The organism is Microcoleus sp. EPA2, from assembly GCA_020882975.1.
Classification (GTDB): Bacteria; Cyanobacteriota; Cyanobacteriia; order Cyanobacteriales; family Microcoleaceae; genus Microcoleus.
Genome location: JAHRFD010000004.1, coordinates 20,383 through 39,316, shown reverse-complemented (window position 1 = coordinate 39,316; position 18,934 = coordinate 20,383). Strand labels below are relative to the sequence as shown.

At 42.9% G+C, this 18,934-nt stretch carries 16 protein-coding genes; 6 read left to right on the top strand and 10 right to left on the bottom strand.

Annotation, left to right across the window (positions count from 1 at the left end):
• Positions 1-181: 181 nt before the first annotated feature.
• Complete coding sequence (locus AAFP14_RS05940; protein WP_341731377.1) at positions 182-403, bottom strand: 16S rRNA (guanine(527)-N(7))-methyltransferase RsmG; 222 nt, start codon at positions 401-403, stop codon at positions 182-184.
• Between the two features lie 110 nt (positions 404-513).
• Here AAFP14_RS05940 and AAFP14_RS05935 point away from each other — a divergent pair, with 110 nt between their 5' ends.
• Positions 514-1,536, top strand: a complete 1,023-nt coding sequence (locus tag AAFP14_RS05935) for a Sll0314/Alr1548 family TPR repeat-containing protein (RefSeq protein ID WP_341731376.1) — start codon at positions 514-516, stop codon at positions 1,534-1,536.
• A gap of 15 nt (positions 1,537-1,551) precedes the next feature.
• Positions 1,552-2,004, top strand: a complete 453-nt coding sequence (locus AAFP14_RS05930) for a DUF3531 family protein (RefSeq protein WP_341731375.1) — start codon at positions 1,552-1,554, stop codon at positions 2,002-2,004.
• 169 nt (positions 2,005-2,173) lie between these two features.
• Here the strand turns inward: AAFP14_RS05930 and AAFP14_RS05925 are convergent, their stop codons facing one another.
• From AAFP14_RS05925 to AAFP14_RS05910, 4 genes are all read right to left on the bottom strand, one after another.
• Positions 2,174-2,539, bottom strand: a complete 366-nt coding sequence (locus AAFP14_RS05925; RefSeq protein WP_341731374.1) for a phage holin family protein — start codon at positions 2,537-2,539, stop codon at positions 2,174-2,176.
• A gap of 21 nt (positions 2,540-2,560) precedes the next feature.
• Positions 2,561-3,652 (bottom strand): redox-regulated ATPase YchF, encoded by a 1,092-nt coding sequence (gene ychF / locus AAFP14_RS05920; RefSeq protein WP_341731373.1) that lies wholly within the window; start codon positions 3,650-3,652, stop codon positions 2,561-2,563.
• A 195-nt stretch (positions 3,653-3,847) separates the two neighbouring features.
• Positions 3,848-4,096, bottom strand: a complete 249-nt coding sequence (locus AAFP14_RS05915; RefSeq protein ID WP_341731372.1) for a gamma-aminobutyric acid A receptor, epsilon-like protein — start codon at positions 4,094-4,096, stop codon at positions 3,848-3,850.
• 259 nt (positions 4,097-4,355) lie between these two features.
• Positions 4,356-5,015, bottom strand: a complete 660-nt coding sequence (locus tag AAFP14_RS05910) for an NAD(P)H-binding protein (protein ID WP_341731371.1) — start codon at positions 5,013-5,015, stop codon at positions 4,356-4,358.
• Between the two features lie 131 nt (positions 5,016-5,146).
• Here AAFP14_RS05910 and AAFP14_RS05905 point away from each other — a divergent pair, with 131 nt between their 5' ends.
• The 3 genes from AAFP14_RS05905 to AAFP14_RS05895 all read left to right on the top strand — a co-directional run bounded on the left by AAFP14_RS05905 (position 5,147) and on the right by AAFP14_RS05895 (position 9,946).
• Positions 5,147-5,860, top strand: a complete 714-nt coding sequence (locus AAFP14_RS05905) for a DUF1997 domain-containing protein (protein WP_341731370.1) — start codon at positions 5,147-5,149, stop codon at positions 5,858-5,860.
• 232 nt (positions 5,861-6,092) lie between these two features.
• Complete coding sequence (locus tag AAFP14_RS05900) at positions 6,093-8,306, top strand: ATP-binding protein (RefSeq protein WP_341731369.1); 2,214 nt, start codon at positions 6,093-6,095, stop codon at positions 8,304-8,306.
• 176 nt (positions 8,307-8,482) lie between these two features.
• Entirely contained in the window at positions 8,483-9,946 is a 1,464-nt protein-coding gene (locus tag AAFP14_RS05895; RefSeq protein ID WP_341731368.1) for a response regulator, read from the top strand.
• A gap of 102 nt (positions 9,947-10,048) precedes the next feature.
• Here the strand turns inward: AAFP14_RS05895 and hisG are convergent, their stop codons facing one another.
• Complete coding sequence (gene hisG, locus AAFP14_RS05890; RefSeq protein ID WP_340520728.1) at positions 10,049-10,693, bottom strand: ATP phosphoribosyltransferase; 645 nt, start codon at positions 10,691-10,693, stop codon at positions 10,049-10,051.
• A gap of 110 nt (positions 10,694-10,803) precedes the next feature.
• Here hisG and rppA point away from each other — a divergent pair, with 110 nt between their 5' ends.
• Positions 10,804-11,490, top strand: a complete 687-nt coding sequence (gene rppA / locus AAFP14_RS05885) for a two-component system response regulator RppA (RefSeq protein ID WP_341731367.1) — start codon at positions 10,804-10,806, stop codon at positions 11,488-11,490.
• An 85-nt stretch (positions 11,491-11,575) separates the two neighbouring features.
• On the opposite strand, the gene AAFP14_RS05880 is transcribed toward rppA, so the two are convergent.
• From AAFP14_RS05880 to AAFP14_RS05865, 4 genes are all read right to left on the bottom strand, one after another.
• The gene (locus tag AAFP14_RS05880) at positions 11,576-12,406 is read right to left on the bottom strand and encodes a metallophosphoesterase (RefSeq protein ID WP_341731366.1); all 831 of its coding nucleotides are present in this window, start codon (positions 12,404-12,406) and stop codon (positions 11,576-11,578) included.
• Positions 12,407-12,610: 204 nt separating this feature from the next.
• Positions 12,611-14,029, bottom strand: coding sequence for an adenylate/guanylate cyclase domain-containing protein (locus AAFP14_RS05875; RefSeq protein WP_341731365.1), 1,419 nt, complete (start codon positions 14,027-14,029; stop codon positions 12,611-12,613).
• 115 nt (positions 14,030-14,144) lie between these two features.
• On the bottom strand, positions 14,145-14,531 hold the full coding sequence (locus tag AAFP14_RS05870; protein ID WP_340520738.1) for a response regulator transcription factor: 387 nt from the start codon (positions 14,529-14,531) through the stop codon (positions 14,145-14,147).
• A gap of 132 nt (positions 14,532-14,663) precedes the next feature.
• On the bottom strand, positions 14,664-18,275 hold the full coding sequence (locus AAFP14_RS05865; protein WP_341731364.1) for a GAF domain-containing protein: 3,612 nt from the start codon (positions 18,273-18,275) through the stop codon (positions 14,664-14,666).
• Positions 18,276-18,934: the final 659 nt, after the last annotated feature.

The following is an 18,934-nucleotide window of genomic DNA, read 5'->3' as shown; positions in this document are numbered from 1 at the left end:
CACCCTGATTTTACATAAATCTTTACAAAAATCGGTCGTTTTTTTTGAACTTGGGCCCTTGATGTTAAAATTGATTTATGGTATATTTTAATAATGGAAGTATGTGCAATTTTTTTATAAATGCTCATATTCCCATTATTAAATTATAGGGCAATAGCCCGCAAAAATCAAGACCATCGTATCATTTTTTGAGTCGCGGCCCCGAAGTCTGAAATTTCAACTGTTTTTCCCAAAACTCGATCGGCTCAGTAATTAGAGTTAAATTTAAAGAGTGATTACCCTCAAGAATTAATTGGTAAAGTCGCTGAAAATGTTGCTGTTGTGAGTCATTCGGAACCCAATTCAGGGATTCCTGCCACAACTGATTCATTTCCGGTAGCACAGGAATTGTAATCTGATTCATCTTTTATCCCTACTCTTTCTTGACCTACTCTCAACTAATGACCGATGACTAATGACTAATGACTAATTTCCGATTCCCAGTTAAAATTTATTGCCTTCAGAGAATTGACGATGATGAAAACCATTTTAGCGTCCCTTGGCAAACAAATTAGCAGAAATAAACAGACAGTGGGGACGATGGCGAGTATGGCGATCGCCTTGAGTATGTGCATCAACTCAGCATTAGCGGGCGATCCGTTTCGATCCAGTAACCCACAGGCGATCGGACCCAAAACCGAAACCGCCTTCAAAACAATGTTTCAGCAAGGAAACTACAAAACAGCAAAAGCTCAAATTCAACAAGCACTATCCTCCGAACCAAACGAGCCACTAGCCTATGCAATGGCAGCGTCATTATCCTACATCGAGCAAGACTTAAACTCGATGAATTCCTACGCGCAAAAAACCCGCGAAATCGGCGAACAACTGACTAAAACAAATCCCCTACGCGGCAACATTTACACAGCAGCAGGTCACTTTCTAGAAGGAGCAAATGTCATAGCCAAACAAGGGACAGCCAAAGGCGCACCCCAAGCACTCAACAAACTGCGAGTCGTATTTCAATATCTAGATGCCGCCGAAAAAATAGCTCCCAACGACCCAGAACTCAACTTAATCAAAGGCTACATGGATTTAATGCTAGCCAGCAACCTGCCCTTTTCCAACGCCAGTGACGCTATTCAAAGACTAGAACAAAAAGCCTCTCCCCGCTACTTAGCCTATCGAGGAATATCCGTAGGCTATCGAGACTTAAAAAAATATGACTCAGCCCTAGAATTTGCCAACAAAGCACTGGCAGAAACACCCCAAAATCCCGAAATTTTTTATCTAAAAGGCCAAATTTTATTTACTCAGGCAAAGAGTAAAGATGGCAAAGAATATAATAAAACTTTACTAGAAGAAGCTCGCAAAAACTTCGATGCTTCCTTAGCAAAATCCGATCAATTACCGAGAAGTTTAGTTGCAGAAATTTTCTTTCAGCAGTGCAGAACCCGCAACCGTCTCGACAATAAATCTCGTAACTGCGACCCAATGCGCGATAAAATTCGAGATGCAGACGGTATCTGGGGACCGGCGGCCTTACCACCATTATAAAAACACCAAAAAATTATGAAAGTACAGTTTCGCGAATTTAATCCCTTTGACTTGTGGATTTGGCTGAAGTTCAGCAATGTGCCTTCCAATGGTGAAAAACAGTACGTTGAAGAGGTGTTTGATTCTTGGTTTTTCTTAGGAAAACTAGGAGGATTTAATGCGGAAAACCTGCAAGTGCAAGATGAGGGGTTAGATATCAATGATATGGATTACGATGTTAATCTTGCCGATGGGAGCATGATGGCTTTGATGCACAATATGGGAGAGATTGAGTACGAGGGAGTTTGGGCTCGTTGTTGGTTTGATTTGGGGACTAGCGATGCGATCGCCCTCGATGTTTTGATTAATGTTTTCCAGCAACTCAGCAAAGAATTTGTGACGGTAGAAGAGCTAATTATAGGCGGTGAAAATGCAGATTGGCCTGTTGATAATAGGAGGAATAGAGAGGGTTTTGAGCCTGACAATTAACTAAAAATACCCCTTTCTCGTCGCTCCCAGGCCTAGCCTGGGAACGTAGATGCTTTGGCTCGGTCTCTGTTTTTCCGGGTCAACAAAGCGAGGCAGAGCCTCTGGATATTGATTCCTAGGCAGAGCCTAGGAACCAGTTACCAATAAACGAGCCCCACGTTACTTTTACCTACCGAGAATTAAGTATTGGTCCTAACAACTCATAAAGCAAAGAGTTAATAAAACCGAGGGCGATCGCCCCCAGTAAAGCACTCCAAATTCCCCATCGCAACCGAAATCCATCCACTAACCAAGCCGCCAATCCAAAAATAGCAGCATTGATAAAAATCATAAACAAACCAAAAGTGATCAACACTGCTGGAAAAGTAAACAATAAAAAAATCGGCCGCACCAAAGCATTTAGTAATCCAAAAACCGCTGCCGACATCATCGCTTTTCCAAAAGTGTCAATATCTACCCCAATTGGCAACTTGGAAATAATAAAAAAGCTCACTGATGTTACCAACCAAGCAATTGCCAACGAAACAATATTCATGTGCCAATCTCCCTGAGAAAGCTAAACATTAAATCGGAACAACAGCACATCCCCCTCTTGTACAACATACTCTTTACCTTCACTGCGAACCAGGCCTTTTTCCTTAGCCGCATTCATCCCACCCGTGGTAACTAAATCTTGATAGGCCACAGTTTCAGCCCGGATAAAGCCCCGTTCAAAATCGGAGTGAATTACTCCCGCAGCTTGCGGTGCCAACATTCCGGCGATAATCGTCCAAGCACGAGTTTCCTTTGGCCCGCTAGTAAAATAAGTCCGCAAACCTAACAATTCGTAAGTAGCTCGAATCAGAGATTTTAAGCCACCTTCTTTCACCCCCAGAGATTCGAGGAAATCTGTGCGTTCTTCCTCGGATAACTCCACCAATTCTGACTCAACTTGTGCCGAAACTATAACAACCTTAGCATTTTCTGCTGCTGCTACTGCCCCCACCTGTTCCACATAGCTATTTCCTGTGGCCAAATCATCCTCAGATACGTTGGCAGCATAGATAATGGGTTTATTGGTTAGTAATTCCAAACCTTTGACTAGCTCAGCTTCCTCCTGGGTGAAACTGTACTGTCGTGCTGGTTTACCCGCATTCAAAACTGCGACCAATTTTTCGAGGATGTCTACTTCTGCCTGAGCTTCTTTATTGTTGCGGGCTAGCTTGCGAGTGCGATCGAGCCTGCGTTCAATTTGAGCCAAATCTGCGAGAATTAATTCGAGATTGATAATGTCAATATCTCGAAGGGGATCGACAGAACCCGCAACGTGAATGATATCATCATTCTCAAAACAGCGGACAACATGGACGATCGCATCTACAGCCCGAATATGAGACAAAAATTGATTTCCCAATCCTTCCCCCTGACTCGCCCCCTTCACCAAACCTGCAATATCCACAAACTCCATCCGCGTCGGCACTATTTGCGCGGAATTGCAAATATCGCTCAGCACCTTCAACCGTTCGTCTGGCACTGCCACGACACCCGTATTTGGCTCGATCGTACAGAAAGGAAAATTAGCAGCAGTCGCCTTGGCATTAGCAACCAGGGCATTAAACAAAGTAGATTTGCCAACATTAGGCAGTCCGACAATTCCGGCGGTAAGCATGGCTATTTAGAAACGTATCACTGTTTCAAAATATCATAAGCAATACCAATATATTTGACTTGTCTGTGCTCGCTTCTACAGCTAAGCTTGTATAAATATGTGAGGTTGATATTTCACAACCACAATTGGAGAAAGTGGGTGTTGGACATCAACCTCACAAACAGTCTGGTATCAGGCTCTCGACTCAAACGTAATTTACACCGGCTCAGGGATTGTCTGAGGAATTGGCCCCGGCACTGTCTGAGGAATCGGCGAGGGTACAGTTTCTGGCACCGGTTCGGGAATTGGCTGGGGAATTGGGGCTGGTACTGGCTCCGGTACTATCCCTGGCACTGTTTCGGGAATCGGACCAGGCACTGGTGGCGATGCGGGTATAGTCGGCAACCCCGGTTCGGTACTGGGAATCTGTGGCCCTGGAAAGGGATCGGGAGTGGGATAAATCACGGCATTTTTATTAATAAGTCTCTATATTCAAGGTAAACAAATAACTCAAAATACAACATCTATCTAAATATGGAAACTTGCTTGAATTTGAAGTTTTATATCATTTTAAATCTACTTTTTGGCCCAGATGAGAGTAATTTAAATTAAATAACCATCGACTCCTCCCCCTCTGCACACCAGAGTCCCGACTGCTTTAATAAGTCGGGACTCCGATCGCCAACTCGTTTTACTTAATCAATTAAGTGGAGCTACAATCTCCTCAAATCACACTGGCAAATAACTGATCGAAACTCTTTTGGGGAGCCTCGGACTTTGCCACAATCTCCACTACCTTATTGCGAGAAGCCGGCTCAAATAGGGCTTCCACGCACACTTGAGCTACCTTAGTGCGGGGAATGCTACCCTCTGATAGTTTGTCTGCTGAGTCCATGACGATCGCATAAGAATTATCCTCATTTTTGAGACCACCCGGTCGGACAATGGTAAAAGTCAAGCCACTTTTTTGCAAATAATCCTCAGCTTGCTTTTTCCACACCAGAATCAGCCAAAACAAATTCAGGGGGTGAAAAAAGTTTGAGACGCACAGAGATGTCACCAGCACAAAATGCTCTATTCCCTTAGCCTTAGCTGCATCCACCAAATTTTTGGTTCCCTCAAAATCCACCCGATAGGGCAATGTAGGGTCAAAGCCTGGGGCTGCACCCGTCGCGCACAGCAATACCGTACTATCACCGATAGCATCGGCAAGAGAAGTGGCATTTAATACATCTCCAGTGACTAACTCTGCTTCCGGGGGTAAAATTTGCCTAGCTGTCTCTAAATTACGGACTAGAGCACGTACCGGAATCCCGCGCTTGACCAATTCTGTGACAATTCGGCGGCCAGTTTGACCTGTGGCTCCTGCTACAAATGCTTTCATAAGTCGAGTTATGCTGAACAAGGGTCATTTTTGTTGCTATGAGCAACTATCCATTTGTTAATTGTAGGGAGTTTCCGAACTTGCTACATCCCCCCAATCGATCGGCATCGTCTATAACAGGAGAGCAAACCATGAAGCAGGATTCCGCTGAATATCCAACCGTTGAGACTTCTGAGGAAATTTGCTACCCAGATGGAAGTTTCCAGCTACCGTCGAGTGGAGGTGCAGATGTCTCCGAGGAAGCAGGGCTGATTTGGTTTAGTACACATTTTGAAGACAGCATGGAGATGTATGCTGATGCTGCTACGGTGGCGCAGCATTTGAACAACCATAAGAGTTGGTTTTCTCAGTGTGCTTTGCCGATGAAGGCTGAGCCGATCGGAGAAAATGGCTATGATTTATTAATCGGGCGTTTTGGTGCTTTCGGCTACCGCGTGGAAGCTAGAATTGGTTTAGAGTTACTACCGCCTGATGCGCGAGGCACTTATTTGATTAAAACCATTCCGATTCCGAATTATACGCCACCGGGATATGAAGTTAATTTTTGCTCCGCTATGGATTTGGTGGAAGTATCTGCGGAGGAGTTTGCCAAAAATAGGCAAAGTGCCGATCGCTCTCAATTACCACCTCTGATTACCATTGCTGAGTGGAAGCTGGATTTAGCTGTCGGAGTTTCGTTTCCGAAGTTTATTCGAGCGATGTCGGAATCTTTAATTAAAAAAACTGGTCAAGGAATTTTGGAAAAAATTATCAAACAAGTTAACCGCCGCTTGACGTATAAAACTCAACTTGTTTTTCATGAAAATTTAGGCATTCCTTTTCCGAAAAAGCCTCATAAACAATAAGTCCCATCGCTCTGAATGTGGATGAATGTTTAAGTAAAAAAAAGTACAGTGAACTACCCGGTTTCCCGAAAAACCGGGTTATTATTTGGGTTGTTGTTTGATGTTTAATCAACCAAAGCTAGTGTCTAAGATCACAAACTAGATCGATCGCCCTCACTGTCAAAAATCATCAAAGTATGTCAAATTAAATAAATAATTTTAAAATAGTTTTTACCAGCTTCTTAAAAAAAATATGACCACAAAACTAAGAGCTACCAACACAGAAAAAATGGAGAGAGACTTGCAGCAGTTGAGGGCAGACCAAGAATTGATTCTCAACCAAGTAGACAATGCGATCGCTCTGTTCGACTCCTCTGACAGCTTAGTTTTGTTTAACCAAAAATTGGCCAATACCTGGGGAATCGCCCCAGAATGGCTGGCAACCAAGCCCAAGTCATACCTGCTGTTTGCGGAAATAGTCGATCGGGGTTACTGGTCACTTCAGCAGTGGGAACAGTTTCAGCAAGCACTAGAAAAAACTCAAAATGACAATGTATCATTTTATTTTGAGCAATCCAATGGGGTTTGTTTAGAAGCCAGCGCCACTATCACCGACAGCGGCGGACGGCTATTTACATTTAGAGATGTTACCATATACCACAACTCTCAAGCTAGCTTAAACGCCGAAGTCAGGCGACTGAGATTTCTCCTAGGTTTGACAGAACGGCTGCAAAACTCGAAAAGTTTGCAGGAAATCGGTCAATTTGCCCTCAGCTATCTAGTAGAAGCCATGAATGCAGCTTTCGGAGATGTGAAGGTGATTAGCGGCAAGGGAAACGAACGACAAGCCGCAGCGATTTCCAACCAAGTTTCCACTCAATTTCTGGCTAGCTACGGGGAACCAGTAGCCGCAAGTATGCAAGAACTCCTCGACAAAGGTATTCCCTACGGCACAGGTTTGCTGTGGGAAGTAGTAGCAACTGGTAAACCTTTGTTTGTGGAGGATTATGCCAAACATCCCAATGCAGTGCCACAATTTCGGCACCCAGGCATCGGTCAATTGGGCATTTTCCCGATCGCCGCCACCGACGGTACAATTATCGGCGTACTAACCCTGGAGTCCCGCAACGTCAAACAACTACAAACCGCCCTCCACCAAGACGTACTCGAAGCGGCTTGTCGGACTCTGGGAGCCGCCATCGAGCGGGCCCAGGCACAAGAAGACTTGCGCCAAGTTAATCAACAGTTAGAGTATTCTTCTCAGTTGAAATCCGAGTTTCTGGCATCAATGTCCCACGAATTGCGGACACCTCTCAACAGCATTCTCGGCTTTTCTGACTTGCTACTGCGGCAAACAGCCGGACAGTTGAGCAACCGACAAGTCCAGTACGTAGAATTGATTGAAAAAAGCGGCCAGCACTTGTTGCAGCTAATCAATGATATTCTCGACCTTTCTAAAATTGAAGCTGGCAAAACAGAGCTGAATTTACAGCCGGTTCGCGTTCACGAACTGGCTACGGACTGTCTGAAAATGATTCAGCCGCGGGCTGACAAAAAACGCATCGCTTTGTCTTTGGAACTCGACTACCGCATTACTAAGGTTTTGCTCGACGAACGGCGAGTCCGACAAATTGTGATTAATTTACTTTCCAATGCCGTCAAATTTACCCCAGAGCAGGGGAAAGTGAAACTCAGCGGGCGTTTGGCCTACGGTAATGAAATTAACGGCGATTATCGCCCTGACTGTTCTCCTGTCAATGCCAGCACACCTTATTTTTGTTTTGAGGTCAAAGACTCTGGTATCGGCATTCCTGAAGACCGCTGGCACTTGCTATTTCGACCTTTTCAACAGGTAGATTCTTCTCTAACTAAGCGCCACGAAGGTACTGGTTTGGGTTTGGCTTTGACTAAACGACTGGCAGAATTGCACGGGGGGACTGTTTCTTTTCAGTCTAGTTGCGATCGGGGAAGTCGGTTCCGCGTTTGGCTACCTTTGACGGAGATGCGTCAAGAGTTGGCAATATCTGTGGCTTCTTCCCTAGACTCCGGTTTTAACTCTGCCTCTGCGATGCCTTTACCCATCGGTAGCAAGCGGATTTTGGTGGTTGAAGACCAGCCTTTGAACCAAATGTTGATTTCTGAGGTGCTGGAATTGGAGGGCTATGGGGTAGAGATGATTGCTGATGGGAAGGGGATGCTCGATCGGATGGGTGCGCCGATTAACGCCCCGGAGTTACTGCCGGATTTGATTTTGATGGATATTCAGTTACCGGATGTGGATGGCTTTGAGTTGATGCGACGAGTTAAGGCAGATCCTGTGTGGAAGTCTGTGCCGATGATTGCCTTGACTGCAATGGCGATGCCGGGGGATCGCGAGCGCTGTTTGGAAGCTGGAGCTTGTGATTATTTGAGCAAGCCACTGGATCTGAATTTGGCGATCGCTACAGTCCGTTCTTTTCTTAGTTAAAAAATATTACAATTTATTACGGGAAAGGCTAGACTCAATAGTAGAGAAATATTGACAATTGCCTAAGTCCTGATGGAGGTTCAAGTTGAATGCTAGGAAACCTAGCTCAGCTATTTTTATAGATTTCAGGGGCATCAGTCTTGCCGATCGGTGACACACTCTACCAATCATATTCAATGTCAAATAAGTCGCCCTATATTCTGTTGGTTGATGATGAGCCAGCTAATCTGATTTTACTCGAAGAATTGTTGCAGTTCAAAGGATACACTACTTTTTCCGCAGTATCTGGCAGCGAAGCACTTTCCCAGGCCAGAGTCCATCGACCTGAGTTGATTTTACTCGATATTATGATGCCGGAACTCAACGGCTTTGATGTGTGCGATCGCCTGCGGAAAGATCCGACTTTGCAAACAGTACCCATAATTTTTTTAACAGCCCTTGATGACGATACCTCTAGGCTCAAAGGGTTAGAAATGATGGCAGATGATTATTTAACCAAACCTTTTAACAGTCGCTTGTTGTTGGCCAAGGTTGAGAGTGTTTTGCAGTTGAGCCAAATGCGATCGCAAGTTGTCTCAACGGAATTTAACCAGCAGGTAAAAGAGCAAAGCAAACGCCAAATCGCCGCTGCTTGGGAGGCTAACGAGTATCTTTCGGAAAAATTTCACCTATTTGTGCCGGAACAGTTGCTCGAACGAATTGCCCCTCAAGGAGTAGAATCTATTCAGTTAGGCAATGTCACAGAAGAAGAGTTGACAATTTTATTTTGCGACATTCGCGGCTTTACGGCGATCGCCGAATCTCAAGAAGCACGCGAAACATTTGAATGGCTGAATGCTTTATTTACTAAAATGAGTGATTGCATTAGTTCTCACGGAGGTTTTATAGACAAATACCTAGGCGATGCAATTATGGCGGTTTTCGATCGGCCCAATTCTCACGCTAGAGATGCGATCGAGGCCTCCGTAGCCATCCAAAAAAGTTTGCAAGAATTTAATGCCGATCGCCATCAATACAATTTATCATCTCCAGTCAATATCGGTACAGGAATTCATACAGGTATCGGCATGATTGGCACCTTAGGGTCCGATCGACGCATGGATTCTACGGTGATTGGCGATGTTGTTAATACAGCTTCTCGCTTAGAAAACTTCACTAAAATATACGGCTGCACAATTATTGTTAGCGAAACAGCCCTCCTCCATGCCAGAGAATTTGTCAACACCATCAATTCTCACTCAGATTCCCAGGAACATCTCCTATTAAAGTGCGAATTGGAAGGAAAAGCTCAGGAAAGCATTCTTGCTACTTCTCAGACAACAGTCATGGACAGCCAGGTGCCCAGTACAAATTATTATTATCGCTGGATAGATAGAGTAACGCCACGGGGAAAACAGCAAGCTATTGAAATCTATGAAGTTTGGAGTTCATCCAGTCCTGATTGTGAGGTAAAACAGCTTACCCAGGCACTATTTAACAAAGGAATTCAAGGGTGGCAAGCGGGAAAATATGTCGCCGCCTTGGGATATTTCCAGCAGCTAGCAGCCCAAAACCCTGTGGATACAGTCGTGAATCTTTACATAGAAAGATGTCAAGAAAAACTGGGTTTAGTACCAGCTTCTAAAAACCCTAATTCTTAAAAAATTAGAAGTTCTACAACTGCTATTTTTTACCCGTTACATTCTGGTTGAGTCAGTTGGGCCAGCAAAGCGCCGCCCTTCTGCCTTCCGCCTTCGGCTAAATCAAACCGCAGCCAAAACTTGCTCTCTCATTTTGCCAATCACCTCATTCACACCACCGGAATTCAAACGGTAACTCAAAGGATGACCAATCAAATAAGCCGTACTGTGAAACAAAACATCAATCTCAACCAAACCATTTTCCTGTAAAGTTTTGCCCGTCGCCACCAAATCCACAATGGCCTCCGACATTCCCGTAATCGGTCCCAATTCCACAGAACCGTAAAGCGGCACAATTTCCACCGGTAAATTCAAATTATGAAAATATTCCCTAGCACAGTTGACGAATTTAGAAGCAACTCTACCATGAGGAGGTAAGTCCACACTTCTGCGGTAAGAACTAGATTTTTTCACTGCCACAGATAGCCGACATTCACCAAATTTTAAATCAATTAAGCTGGCAACTTTTGGCTGTTTTTCCCGCAAAACATCATAGCCGGAAATCCCCAAATCTGCTTGACCATATTCCACATAAACCGGCACATCATGGGTTCTGACTAGCAAAGCTTTTGCAGTTCCAGTAGGGTCATAAATTTGAAGCTGGCGGTTAGATGAATCCAAAAAAGCACTGAAGTCTAATCCAACAGCTTTAAACAGTCGAATGCTGTCTGCTAACAGTCCACCTTTGGGAAGTGCTACGGTAATCATAAAAATACTCGGTAAGTGGGAAACAAGCGTGGCTTGAGCCTAGAGAGGGAAAGGACTTTTTCCTAGACTACAATAGCACAAATTGTTCCCATCTAAAATCTAAAATCAGAATGCGGATTCTTTTAGTTGATGATGAAGTTGAATTAACTGACCCCTTGAGTCGAGTTTTAACCCGCGAGGGTTACAGGGTTGATGTGGCTTTTGATGGCGCAACGGGCAACAATTTAGCAATTCAGGGCAATTATGATTTGCTAATTTTGGATTGGATGTTGCCTCAGAAAACAGGATTGGCAATTTGTCAACAATTGCGATCGCAAGGACGGAATACACCAGTCCTATTTCTCACGGCCAAAGATACCCTAGATGACCGCGTACAAGGATTGGATGCCGGTGCAGACGACTATCTGGTAAAACCTTTTGAATTGCGAGAACTCCTCGCCAGAGTCCGGGCCTTATTGCGGCGACCTCCGACTTTTGAGGCTGATGTGGGTGTGGGAAGGCTACAAGTTGGTGATTTGCAACTAGACTACGACAATCAATTAGCTTATCGGGGCGATCGCACCATTGACTTATCCGAAAAAGAATGTCAGTTGTTAGAATATTTAATGCGCCATCCCGGTCAATTGCTGACCCATGAACAAATTCACCAATATTTGTGGCATGAAGCAGAAAAACCCAGCAGCAATGTATTAGCTGCTCAAATTCGCCTGCTACGCCGCAAAATAGAAGCCCCTCGCGAATCTGTGCTGATTCACACAGTCTATGGCAGAGGTTATCGGTTTGGGGAAGGAAGTTAAACATAGGGTTAATAGGAATTAAGCACAGGCTCAATATATGTAGGGTATTTCTTAGGGGCAATTCCTCCATCCTTGCCCCGGTTACTCATTCACAAATTAAAGTAATTACTGTCACTTCCGGCGGACAAAATAGCCTTCCGGGGGCATAGGTTCCCAAACCGCGATTCACGTATAGTAAATTATTCCCTACCCGATGTAAACCACTGGCCCATTCCCAGTGAGTAACTACTCGATCGTCAATGGATAAAAAAGGCATCCAATTGCGTACCCATTGAGGAATAGCAGAGCTAATTTTTTTTAGCCAAGCATACACAGGCCCAATACCGGGAATCACTATTTGACCACCGTGGGTGTGTCCCGACAACTGCAAATCAATCCGGTATCCTTGCAGCTTTTCCGCAGTATCAGGATTGTGAGACAAGACAATCCGAGGAATCGATAGATCGACTGATGTCATTACAGGTTCAGGTTGAAAATCCCCAGACCAAAAATCCGCCAGCCCAATTAAAGCTAAATTTTCCCCCAAAGGATAGGTAGCTTCATTGTACAAAACCCGAATTCCCGCGTTATTTAAAGCATTAGTAACCTCTCTTTTACCCCCCGGCCAATAGTGGTCGTGATTGCCTAAAACAGCATAAATTCCCACCCGACTTTGCAAGTTTTTTAATCGTTGCACTAAGTCGTGAATCGGGGCGGTTTCCAGAGTGATAAAATCCCCGGTTAAGAAAATCAAGTCTGCTTCGGCTTCATTGGCCGCAGCGATCGCCTCGAATAGTAAACCTTCCGAAAGCCGCACCCCGTCATAATGAAAATCAGTCAGTTGTACCAGTTTAGTACCCGATAGATTTGCTGGCAGATTGGCGATCGGTATGGTTAAATGTTCTACCCGCAGTTTCCCAGTTAATAACCTGTGCATAAATCTAAGGTTTATTGACAGAGTGCAATTTCTAGCTTAACAAATAAACCGCCCAAATCGCCCAACTATATTTAATAACCTCTTTTCTGATTCCTATAGCAATCCTAAATCATTTGTGAACTTCTTACTTCCTCCCCGAACTCGCGGGGAGGGTTGGGGTGGGGTTAAAATTTTGTGACTCCTGCAAGGATTGCTATATTTAGTTCATTTTTGATAAATCACCTCAAAAGTTTTTACAGCTTTCTTCTTACCTTTAACTATCACTTGACCCATCTCTTTAAACTCAAACATATCTTTAGTAGCGCTATACACACTATCGCTAACCAAAATTTGTTTTCCCTTAGCAATGGACTGCAACCTAGAGGCAATATTCACCTCATCCCCGATAGCAGTATAATCCATGTGCTGCGGCGAACCAATATTTCCCACAACCACTTCACCCGCACTAATACCAATACCTGTGAGAAAGTTATCCCTAATCCAAGGAATCGAAATTTCTTCAATGCGACGCTGCATATCGATCGCTGTTTCGATCGCTTTCCGTTCTCGATCGGCAACTTCCGAAGGAGCCCCAAACATTGCCACAATCATATCTCCCACAAACTTATTTACCGTACCTTGTTTACTAAAAATCACCTCTACCATCTGGGTAAAATATTCATTTAAATATAGCACTATTTTTTCAGCCGGAAGTTCTTCGCACTTGGTAGTAAAATCTCTAATATCCGAAAAAAGCACCGTGATATTGCGCTTAGTTGGACTCATAGAAATTTCTCCTTTAGCTTCGATAACTGCTTGGACAACATGGGGAGAAAGATATCTTTCCAAATTATTCTTGATCCGTTCTTCCTTCAATTTACTTTCATGCAATAGCGCATTCTCGATCGCCGCTGCTGCTTGGGAAGCCAAAGCAGTCAACAGTTTTAAATCCTGTGCTGTATAGTTAACCAGTTGATTATTGCTAACATTGATGACACCAATCGTGCCATTTTGTGTAGTTAAAGGAGCGCAAATCAGAGAACGCAGATTATTGTTTCCCACAACATATCTGGGATCGGAAAGCACATCATTGACTATTTCCGCTTTTCCCGAAACGAGAATGTGACCTGCTATCCCCACATTTGGTCCAATTTTTGTTTGGGTATTATACTTTTTCCCCTTGGCTGAAATCACTTCTAATTTTCCAATTTTAGGATTAACTAACATCAGCAAAATATTGCTAGCGTCAATCAATTTTTTAGCTTCTGTTACCACTAAATCAGTGACTTCAGAGACTCCTAAACAACTTGAAATTTTACTAGAAAAATCATACAAAAAATTCACTTCTTCGTACTTTTCCAAAGTATCCATAGCCAAAATTCTTGTATCCGAATCAGCTTGAGCAGCATAGCCAATCAAATCAGCAATGAATTTTGCTTTTTGAGAGCCTGTGACATAACCAATTACTTCATCGGCTAGCACCACAGGGTATTTGTATAAGCATGGATGACTGTCTTCGCCCAATAAAATAACTCCCTCAATATTACGAATTGCGATCGGAGCATCTAGAGCCGAAATAGCACCGTTAATAACTGCCTGAAAATCTTTTTTAGAAATCAATTTTTTCAGATTAATACGAACCATTAATTTTGGTATTTAGTTAGGAGTATTCTCGCGTGAGTTGTTTTTAAATCTGTCACTAACTCTCCCAAAAATAATTAATAAAGGCAGAGCTATGTTGCAGATATTTGTAAGTGTGTCAAGTCAAACCGAGAACTTCTCTAGCTTTTTGCAGGACTTCTTTCGGGCGGAAAGGTTTAGTCATATAAAGATTTGCCCCCACAGCCATACCACTTTGTTTATCATACTCTTGCCCCTTGGCGGTCAACATAATAATATAAACATCATCCATTTTCAGCTCGTTTTTAACAGTGTTGCATACTTCTAGTCCGCTCATTTTCGGCATCATGACATCAAGAAAAACTAAATCCGGCTTTTCTTCCTGAATCAGTTCCAGTGCTTCCAGTCCATTTTTAGCCGTGATTAATTCTACGTCATCCTCATCTTCCAACTTTTCCAGAGCCTGCTCCATCAAAATCAGAATGTTCGGTTCATCATCTACAATTAAAACTTTTTTAACTGCCATTTTTCCTCAAGGTTTTTCAGTAAGTTGTTCAGATTCAATCCGTAAATTTAAGGATTTTAAGAAAGTATATTTCTGTAGTCAATCCTAATCTAGCGCAGATTTTTTTTAAGGTTTATAGGTGTTGTTGTTTGGTCAATCTACTTTTTTAGGTAGGGTATTTTCTGACAGATTTCCCATAAAAATTAAGGAAACATTTTCCAAGCCATCAGTCAGGCGCAAAGTTTTGACAAGTTCTTTTTCTTGAGATAATACTTCATCAATAATAATCAAATTTGGCTTCCTTGATATAGCTAGATCTAGACATTCTTCAGCATTATAGGCTTTAATGACATTATATCCTTGAAAGACCAAAGCATCCGAGACAGTTTTCAGATTTGAAGGATTGCGATCTACCACCAATACAGTCTTGTTAGAGATAGTTGGATTTAGTAGCAAGCCAATTTCTCTCAATAGTCTTCCTACGTTAATAGGTTTTGTAAAATAGCTGTCTATTCCCAAGCGAGCGCCCCTTTCCAGATCGTGAATCAAAGAAACTATGACAATGGGAATACCCATAGTCTGGGGGTCATGTTTGAGAACAGCAGCGACATCGAAACCATCTATATGTGGCATCATGATATCTAAAATAATCAGGTCTGGTTTCACTGATTTGGCCTTAGAAATAGCATCGATGCCATTAAATGCTTCCGTAACTTCATATCCTTCTTCTTCCAGTGACTGTCGGAGCAGTTCCCGGATGTTAGGCTCGTCGTCAACAACGAGAATCTGCTTGAGTTCTTTAGTGTTTGTGGCAGTTCTGCTGACAACCTGATGTTTTAATTGTGAGATTAGAGCGTTAAAATTTTCCCATTTCTCTACAGGTGGAACGTTGTTTATGATGGGTATGCTAAAGGAAAAAGTGCTGCCGCGACCAACTTCACTTTCTAGCCAAATTCTACCGCCGTGATGTTCAATAATTTGTTTGGAAATTGGCAGTCCCAAGCCTGTACCTTTCGGCTTTTGGGTGAGGATATCTCCCACTTGTTTAAATCTTTCAAAAACTTTGCTTTGGTCTTCTGGTGCAATGCCTATGCCAGTATCTATAATACTAATAACTATCTCATCATTCTCTACTCTTGCTTTGCAAGTAACGGAACCTGATTGGGTAAATTTTACGGCATTAGAGAGCAAATTGATAGATACTTGAACCATGCGATCGCGGTCAACTAATACCTGGGGAAGTCCCGGCTTAAAATCTTTAATCAATTTCAAATTATTTTTTTCTAATAAAGATGAAGTAGCCGCGATCGCCTGTTTCAATATTTGCACTGGATCTGTTGGTCGCAACTGCCAATCTACTCTGCCCGCCTCCATCTTAGCAATATCTAAAACATCATTAATCAAAGATGTCAGTCTCTCAGCTTCTGAGACAATAATATTGATATTATCTCCCACTTTATGCACAGCTTTTTTGGTTTTTTTGTCTTCGATAGGTATGGCAGGAAAAATTACATCTTCTAGTTTTTCTTTGATGATTGAAGCAAAACCCAAGACAGAAGTTAGAGGTGTCCGCAGTTCGTGAGAAACTGTAGCCAAAAAGTCTGTTTTCATTCGGTCAACTTCTCGTTCAACGGTGACATCCCTAATCAAAATAACCGAACCAAGGGAGTGATCTACTTCATCATTCACAGCTTCTTTGAGAATATTTGTTGCCAAAGCTTGACCGATTCGGTTATTGCCCAGTTCCACCTCAAGGGTCACAATTTCTCCCTCATTGCGTTCCGCTTCATCAGCCAGCTTAGCCAAGTTTTTAGCAAAAATATCAGAGACTTTTTTGCCTTTCAACTCCACATCTTTTAATTCAAACAGCGCGAGGAGAGCTGGATTAAACCTAGTAATTTTACCCTCTATATCTGTGACTAATAATCCGTCAGCCAAGTTGTCAACAATGGCATTCAAATCTGCCAAAGTTGTCTGCAATTCCCAGGACTGCTTTTTAGTTTGATCTAGCAATTCTGCTTGGTGCATGGCTACTCCCAATTGACTGCCAATCTGAGCCAGCAACCTGACTTCTCCGGGTTCCCACTGACGAGAACTTGAGTTTTGATAAGCTGCTAGCAAACCCCAGAGATTTTTACCTACAAAAACTGGGGCGACACAATATGCTTTGGCTTCAATTTGCTGTAGAATTTCTAGGTGACACTGAGAGTGACCAATTTTGTAAATATCATTTACTACAAAAATCTCCTGATTGCGATACCTACCTCCCTGAGTATTTTGCAAGTATTCATCTTGCCAGACGGTTTTAATTTTTTCAGTTACTAAAGATATCCAGCCTTCGGCTACGGACTCCGAGACAAATTCGCCACTCCAGTCAGGAAAGAAACGGTAAACTGCTACGCGATCGCAGTTGAGGATTTGGCGAACTTCTTGAGTAGTAGCACTGAAAATTTTGTCAATGTTTAGGGTTTGACGAATCCTTTCAATTACTCTGGCTAAAGTCCGCTCCTGTTCGGCTGCTTTTGCCTGCTGTTTAGCTTGAAATTGAATTTTTTCGAGGTATTCTAACTGCTGCAATGCCACTCCCAAATGGGTAGCAATTTGAGTCAGTAGCTTGACTTCATTTTCTTCCCAATGTCGGGGACCACTGTGTTGAAATGCACTCAGCAGTCCCCAAAGTTTTTCTCCTTTAAAAATTGCAACTACGGCACAGGATTTAACACCAAAATATTCTAAAGCTTCGATGTGGCACTCACTCTGACCGGCGTTGTAGATATCGTCAGCGATAAAGATTTCGGCATTGCGGAATCTGCCTCCTTTGTGTTCGTTTAAGTAAGGGTCTTCCCAACCACTGCCTACCAATTTCGGCCATTCCCCAGATTCGGATTCAAAGATAAAGTCACCGAAATAGTCTTCACGAAATTGATAAATAGCAATGCGATCGACATTCAACAGTTTTCGCACCTCTGTGGCTGCTGTCTGGAAAATTATTTCGATCTCTAAGGTTTGACGAATCTTGTCAATCATGCGAGTTATGGCTCGTTCTCGCTCTGCTTCCTTAACTAATTCTTCAGTCCGTTTTTGCAATTGCACCTCAAGAGTTGTCTGGAGCGCTGTAGACCGCCTTTCAGCTTTTTCTAAAAGTTCTGCTTGCTGTATTGCTACTCCTAAATGAACTGAAATTTGAGTAACAAACTCAATTTCATCTTCCTGCCAACGTCGTGGACTACGACATTGGTGAATGCAGATTAATCCCCATAGTTGATTGCCTTTAATTAAAGGTACAATTAGGTTAGCTTTGACTTGAAACCGGGAAAGAATAGCAATATGACAATCGCTCAATCCGGCGTTGTAAATATCAGTAACTGCTTGAATTTTTCCTTGTTGATAGTTGACTGCGTATTGTGTTCCAAAACAACGATCGTGTACCTTGATGGCTTTGGCGGAGTCAAACTCCGGCAGCACGTCTTCTGAGACAAATTCCCCGTCGTCAAATCCTGAATTGGGGTCAAACTGAAACATTCCCACTCGATCGGCATTCAGCAGTTGACGTACTTCTGTAGCGGTTGATTTTAAAATAATATCTAAATCTAGAGACTCGCGAATTTTGGTCACTACGGCAAACAGTGCTTTTTGTTTGGCAACTCTAGCGGACTCTTGTTTATCTGCCAGTTCTAGTTCCGCCAGCCGCCCTTTCAGGGTTGCGAGCTCTCTTGTGAGGGACTCATAAGCCTCGGCATCTAATTTTACGTATTTCTGTGACATGGCATTTACTTGTGTTTTGGTTGATTTATCTAGTTTTTATAATTTTTTAATTTTAATATTAATTTTAATTTTAATTTAAAATTATAGATATAAACTTGCACTCTGATTCATTAACTGTCGATCGCCTTTAATCCTACACACAATCGCCAGCCCAGTACCTCCCTTAATACTTACGTAAAAACACTATATTACTTACATAAAAAAAAACAAAATGAACCACGGCGGCCAGTAGAACCCGGTACGAGGGTGGCGGTTATGGCTGGGTTTGTTTACTTCATGTAAAAAATTACAGGAATTACGGAGGCTAGTTATCCGTAAGATTGGCTAGAGGACCAGTGTCCCATCCCGGATCGAGAACTCCCCCCAGGCCACACCCTAGATTTTGTGTTTCCTCTGCGTAAGTTAAATAAATTAATTATTTACATTAATTATTGTATCAAAATAGTTTGACAATGGTAACTTATGGTAATTCCCTACCGAAGCAGAGCTAGCAATCCACGGGGACTGAGCAGGGATCGAGGGATTAAAGTAGGTTTTGTACTGATTAATATTGGGGATCTGGGATAGTGGCAAGTTGAGGTTTTTAGGAATGCGACTTGGTGAAGTCCCCTGACAGGGTGGCTGAGTGAGCAAAAAGTCCTATTGTGAGAGTCGCAAAA

What these genes read in the sequence shown, in the direction of transcription:
- hisG (WP_340520728.1), bottom strand. Translation starts at nt 10,693, where the DNA reads ATGATTACCGTAGCACTTCCCAAAGGTGGACTGTTAGCAGACAGCATT.
- AAFP14_RS05900 (WP_341731369.1), top strand. Translation starts at nt 6,093, where the DNA reads ATGACCACAAAACTAAGAGCTACCAACACAGAAAAAATGGAGAGAGAC.
- ychF (WP_341731373.1), bottom strand. Translation starts at nt 3,652, where the DNA reads ATGCTTACCGCCGGAATTGTCGGACTGCCTAATGTTGGCAAATCTACT.
- AAFP14_RS05910 (WP_341731371.1), bottom strand. Translation starts at nt 5,015, where the DNA reads ATGAAAGCATTTGTAGCAGGAGCCACAGGTCAAACTGGCCGCCGAATT.
- AAFP14_RS05905 (WP_341731370.1), top strand. Translation starts at nt 5,147, where the DNA reads ATGAAGCAGGATTCCGCTGAATATCCAACCGTTGAGACTTCTGAGGAA.
- AAFP14_RS05935 (WP_341731376.1), top strand. Translation starts at nt 514, where the DNA reads ATGATGAAAACCATTTTAGCGTCCCTTGGCAAACAAATTAGCAGAAAT.
- AAFP14_RS05925 (WP_341731374.1), bottom strand. Translation starts at nt 2,539, where the DNA reads ATGAATATTGTTTCGTTGGCAATTGCTTGGTTGGTAACATCAGTGAGC.
- AAFP14_RS05930 (WP_341731375.1), top strand. Translation starts at nt 1,552, where the DNA reads ATGAAAGTACAGTTTCGCGAATTTAATCCCTTTGACTTGTGGATTTGG.
- AAFP14_RS05895 (WP_341731368.1), top strand. Translation starts at nt 8,483, where the DNA reads ATGTCAAATAAGTCGCCCTATATTCTGTTGGTTGATGATGAGCCAGCT.
- AAFP14_RS05865 (WP_341731364.1), bottom strand. Translation starts at nt 18,275, where the DNA reads ATGTCACAGAAATACGTAAAATTAGATGCCGAGGCTTATGAGTCCCTC.
- rppA (WP_341731367.1), top strand. Translation starts at nt 10,804, where the DNA reads ATGCGGATTCTTTTAGTTGATGATGAAGTTGAATTAACTGACCCCTTG.
- AAFP14_RS05940 (WP_341731377.1), bottom strand. Translation starts at nt 403, where the DNA reads ATGAATCAGATTACAATTCCTGTGCTACCGGAAATGAATCAGTTGTGG.
- AAFP14_RS05875 (WP_341731365.1), bottom strand. Translation starts at nt 14,029, where the DNA reads ATGGTTCGTATTAATCTGAAAAAATTGATTTCTAAAAAAGATTTTCAG.
- AAFP14_RS05880 (WP_341731366.1), bottom strand. Translation starts at nt 12,406, where the DNA reads ATGCACAGGTTATTAACTGGGAAACTGCGGGTAGAACATTTAACCATA.
- AAFP14_RS05870 (WP_340520738.1), bottom strand. Translation starts at nt 14,531, where the DNA reads ATGGCAGTTAAAAAAGTTTTAATTGTAGATGATGAACCGAACATTCTG.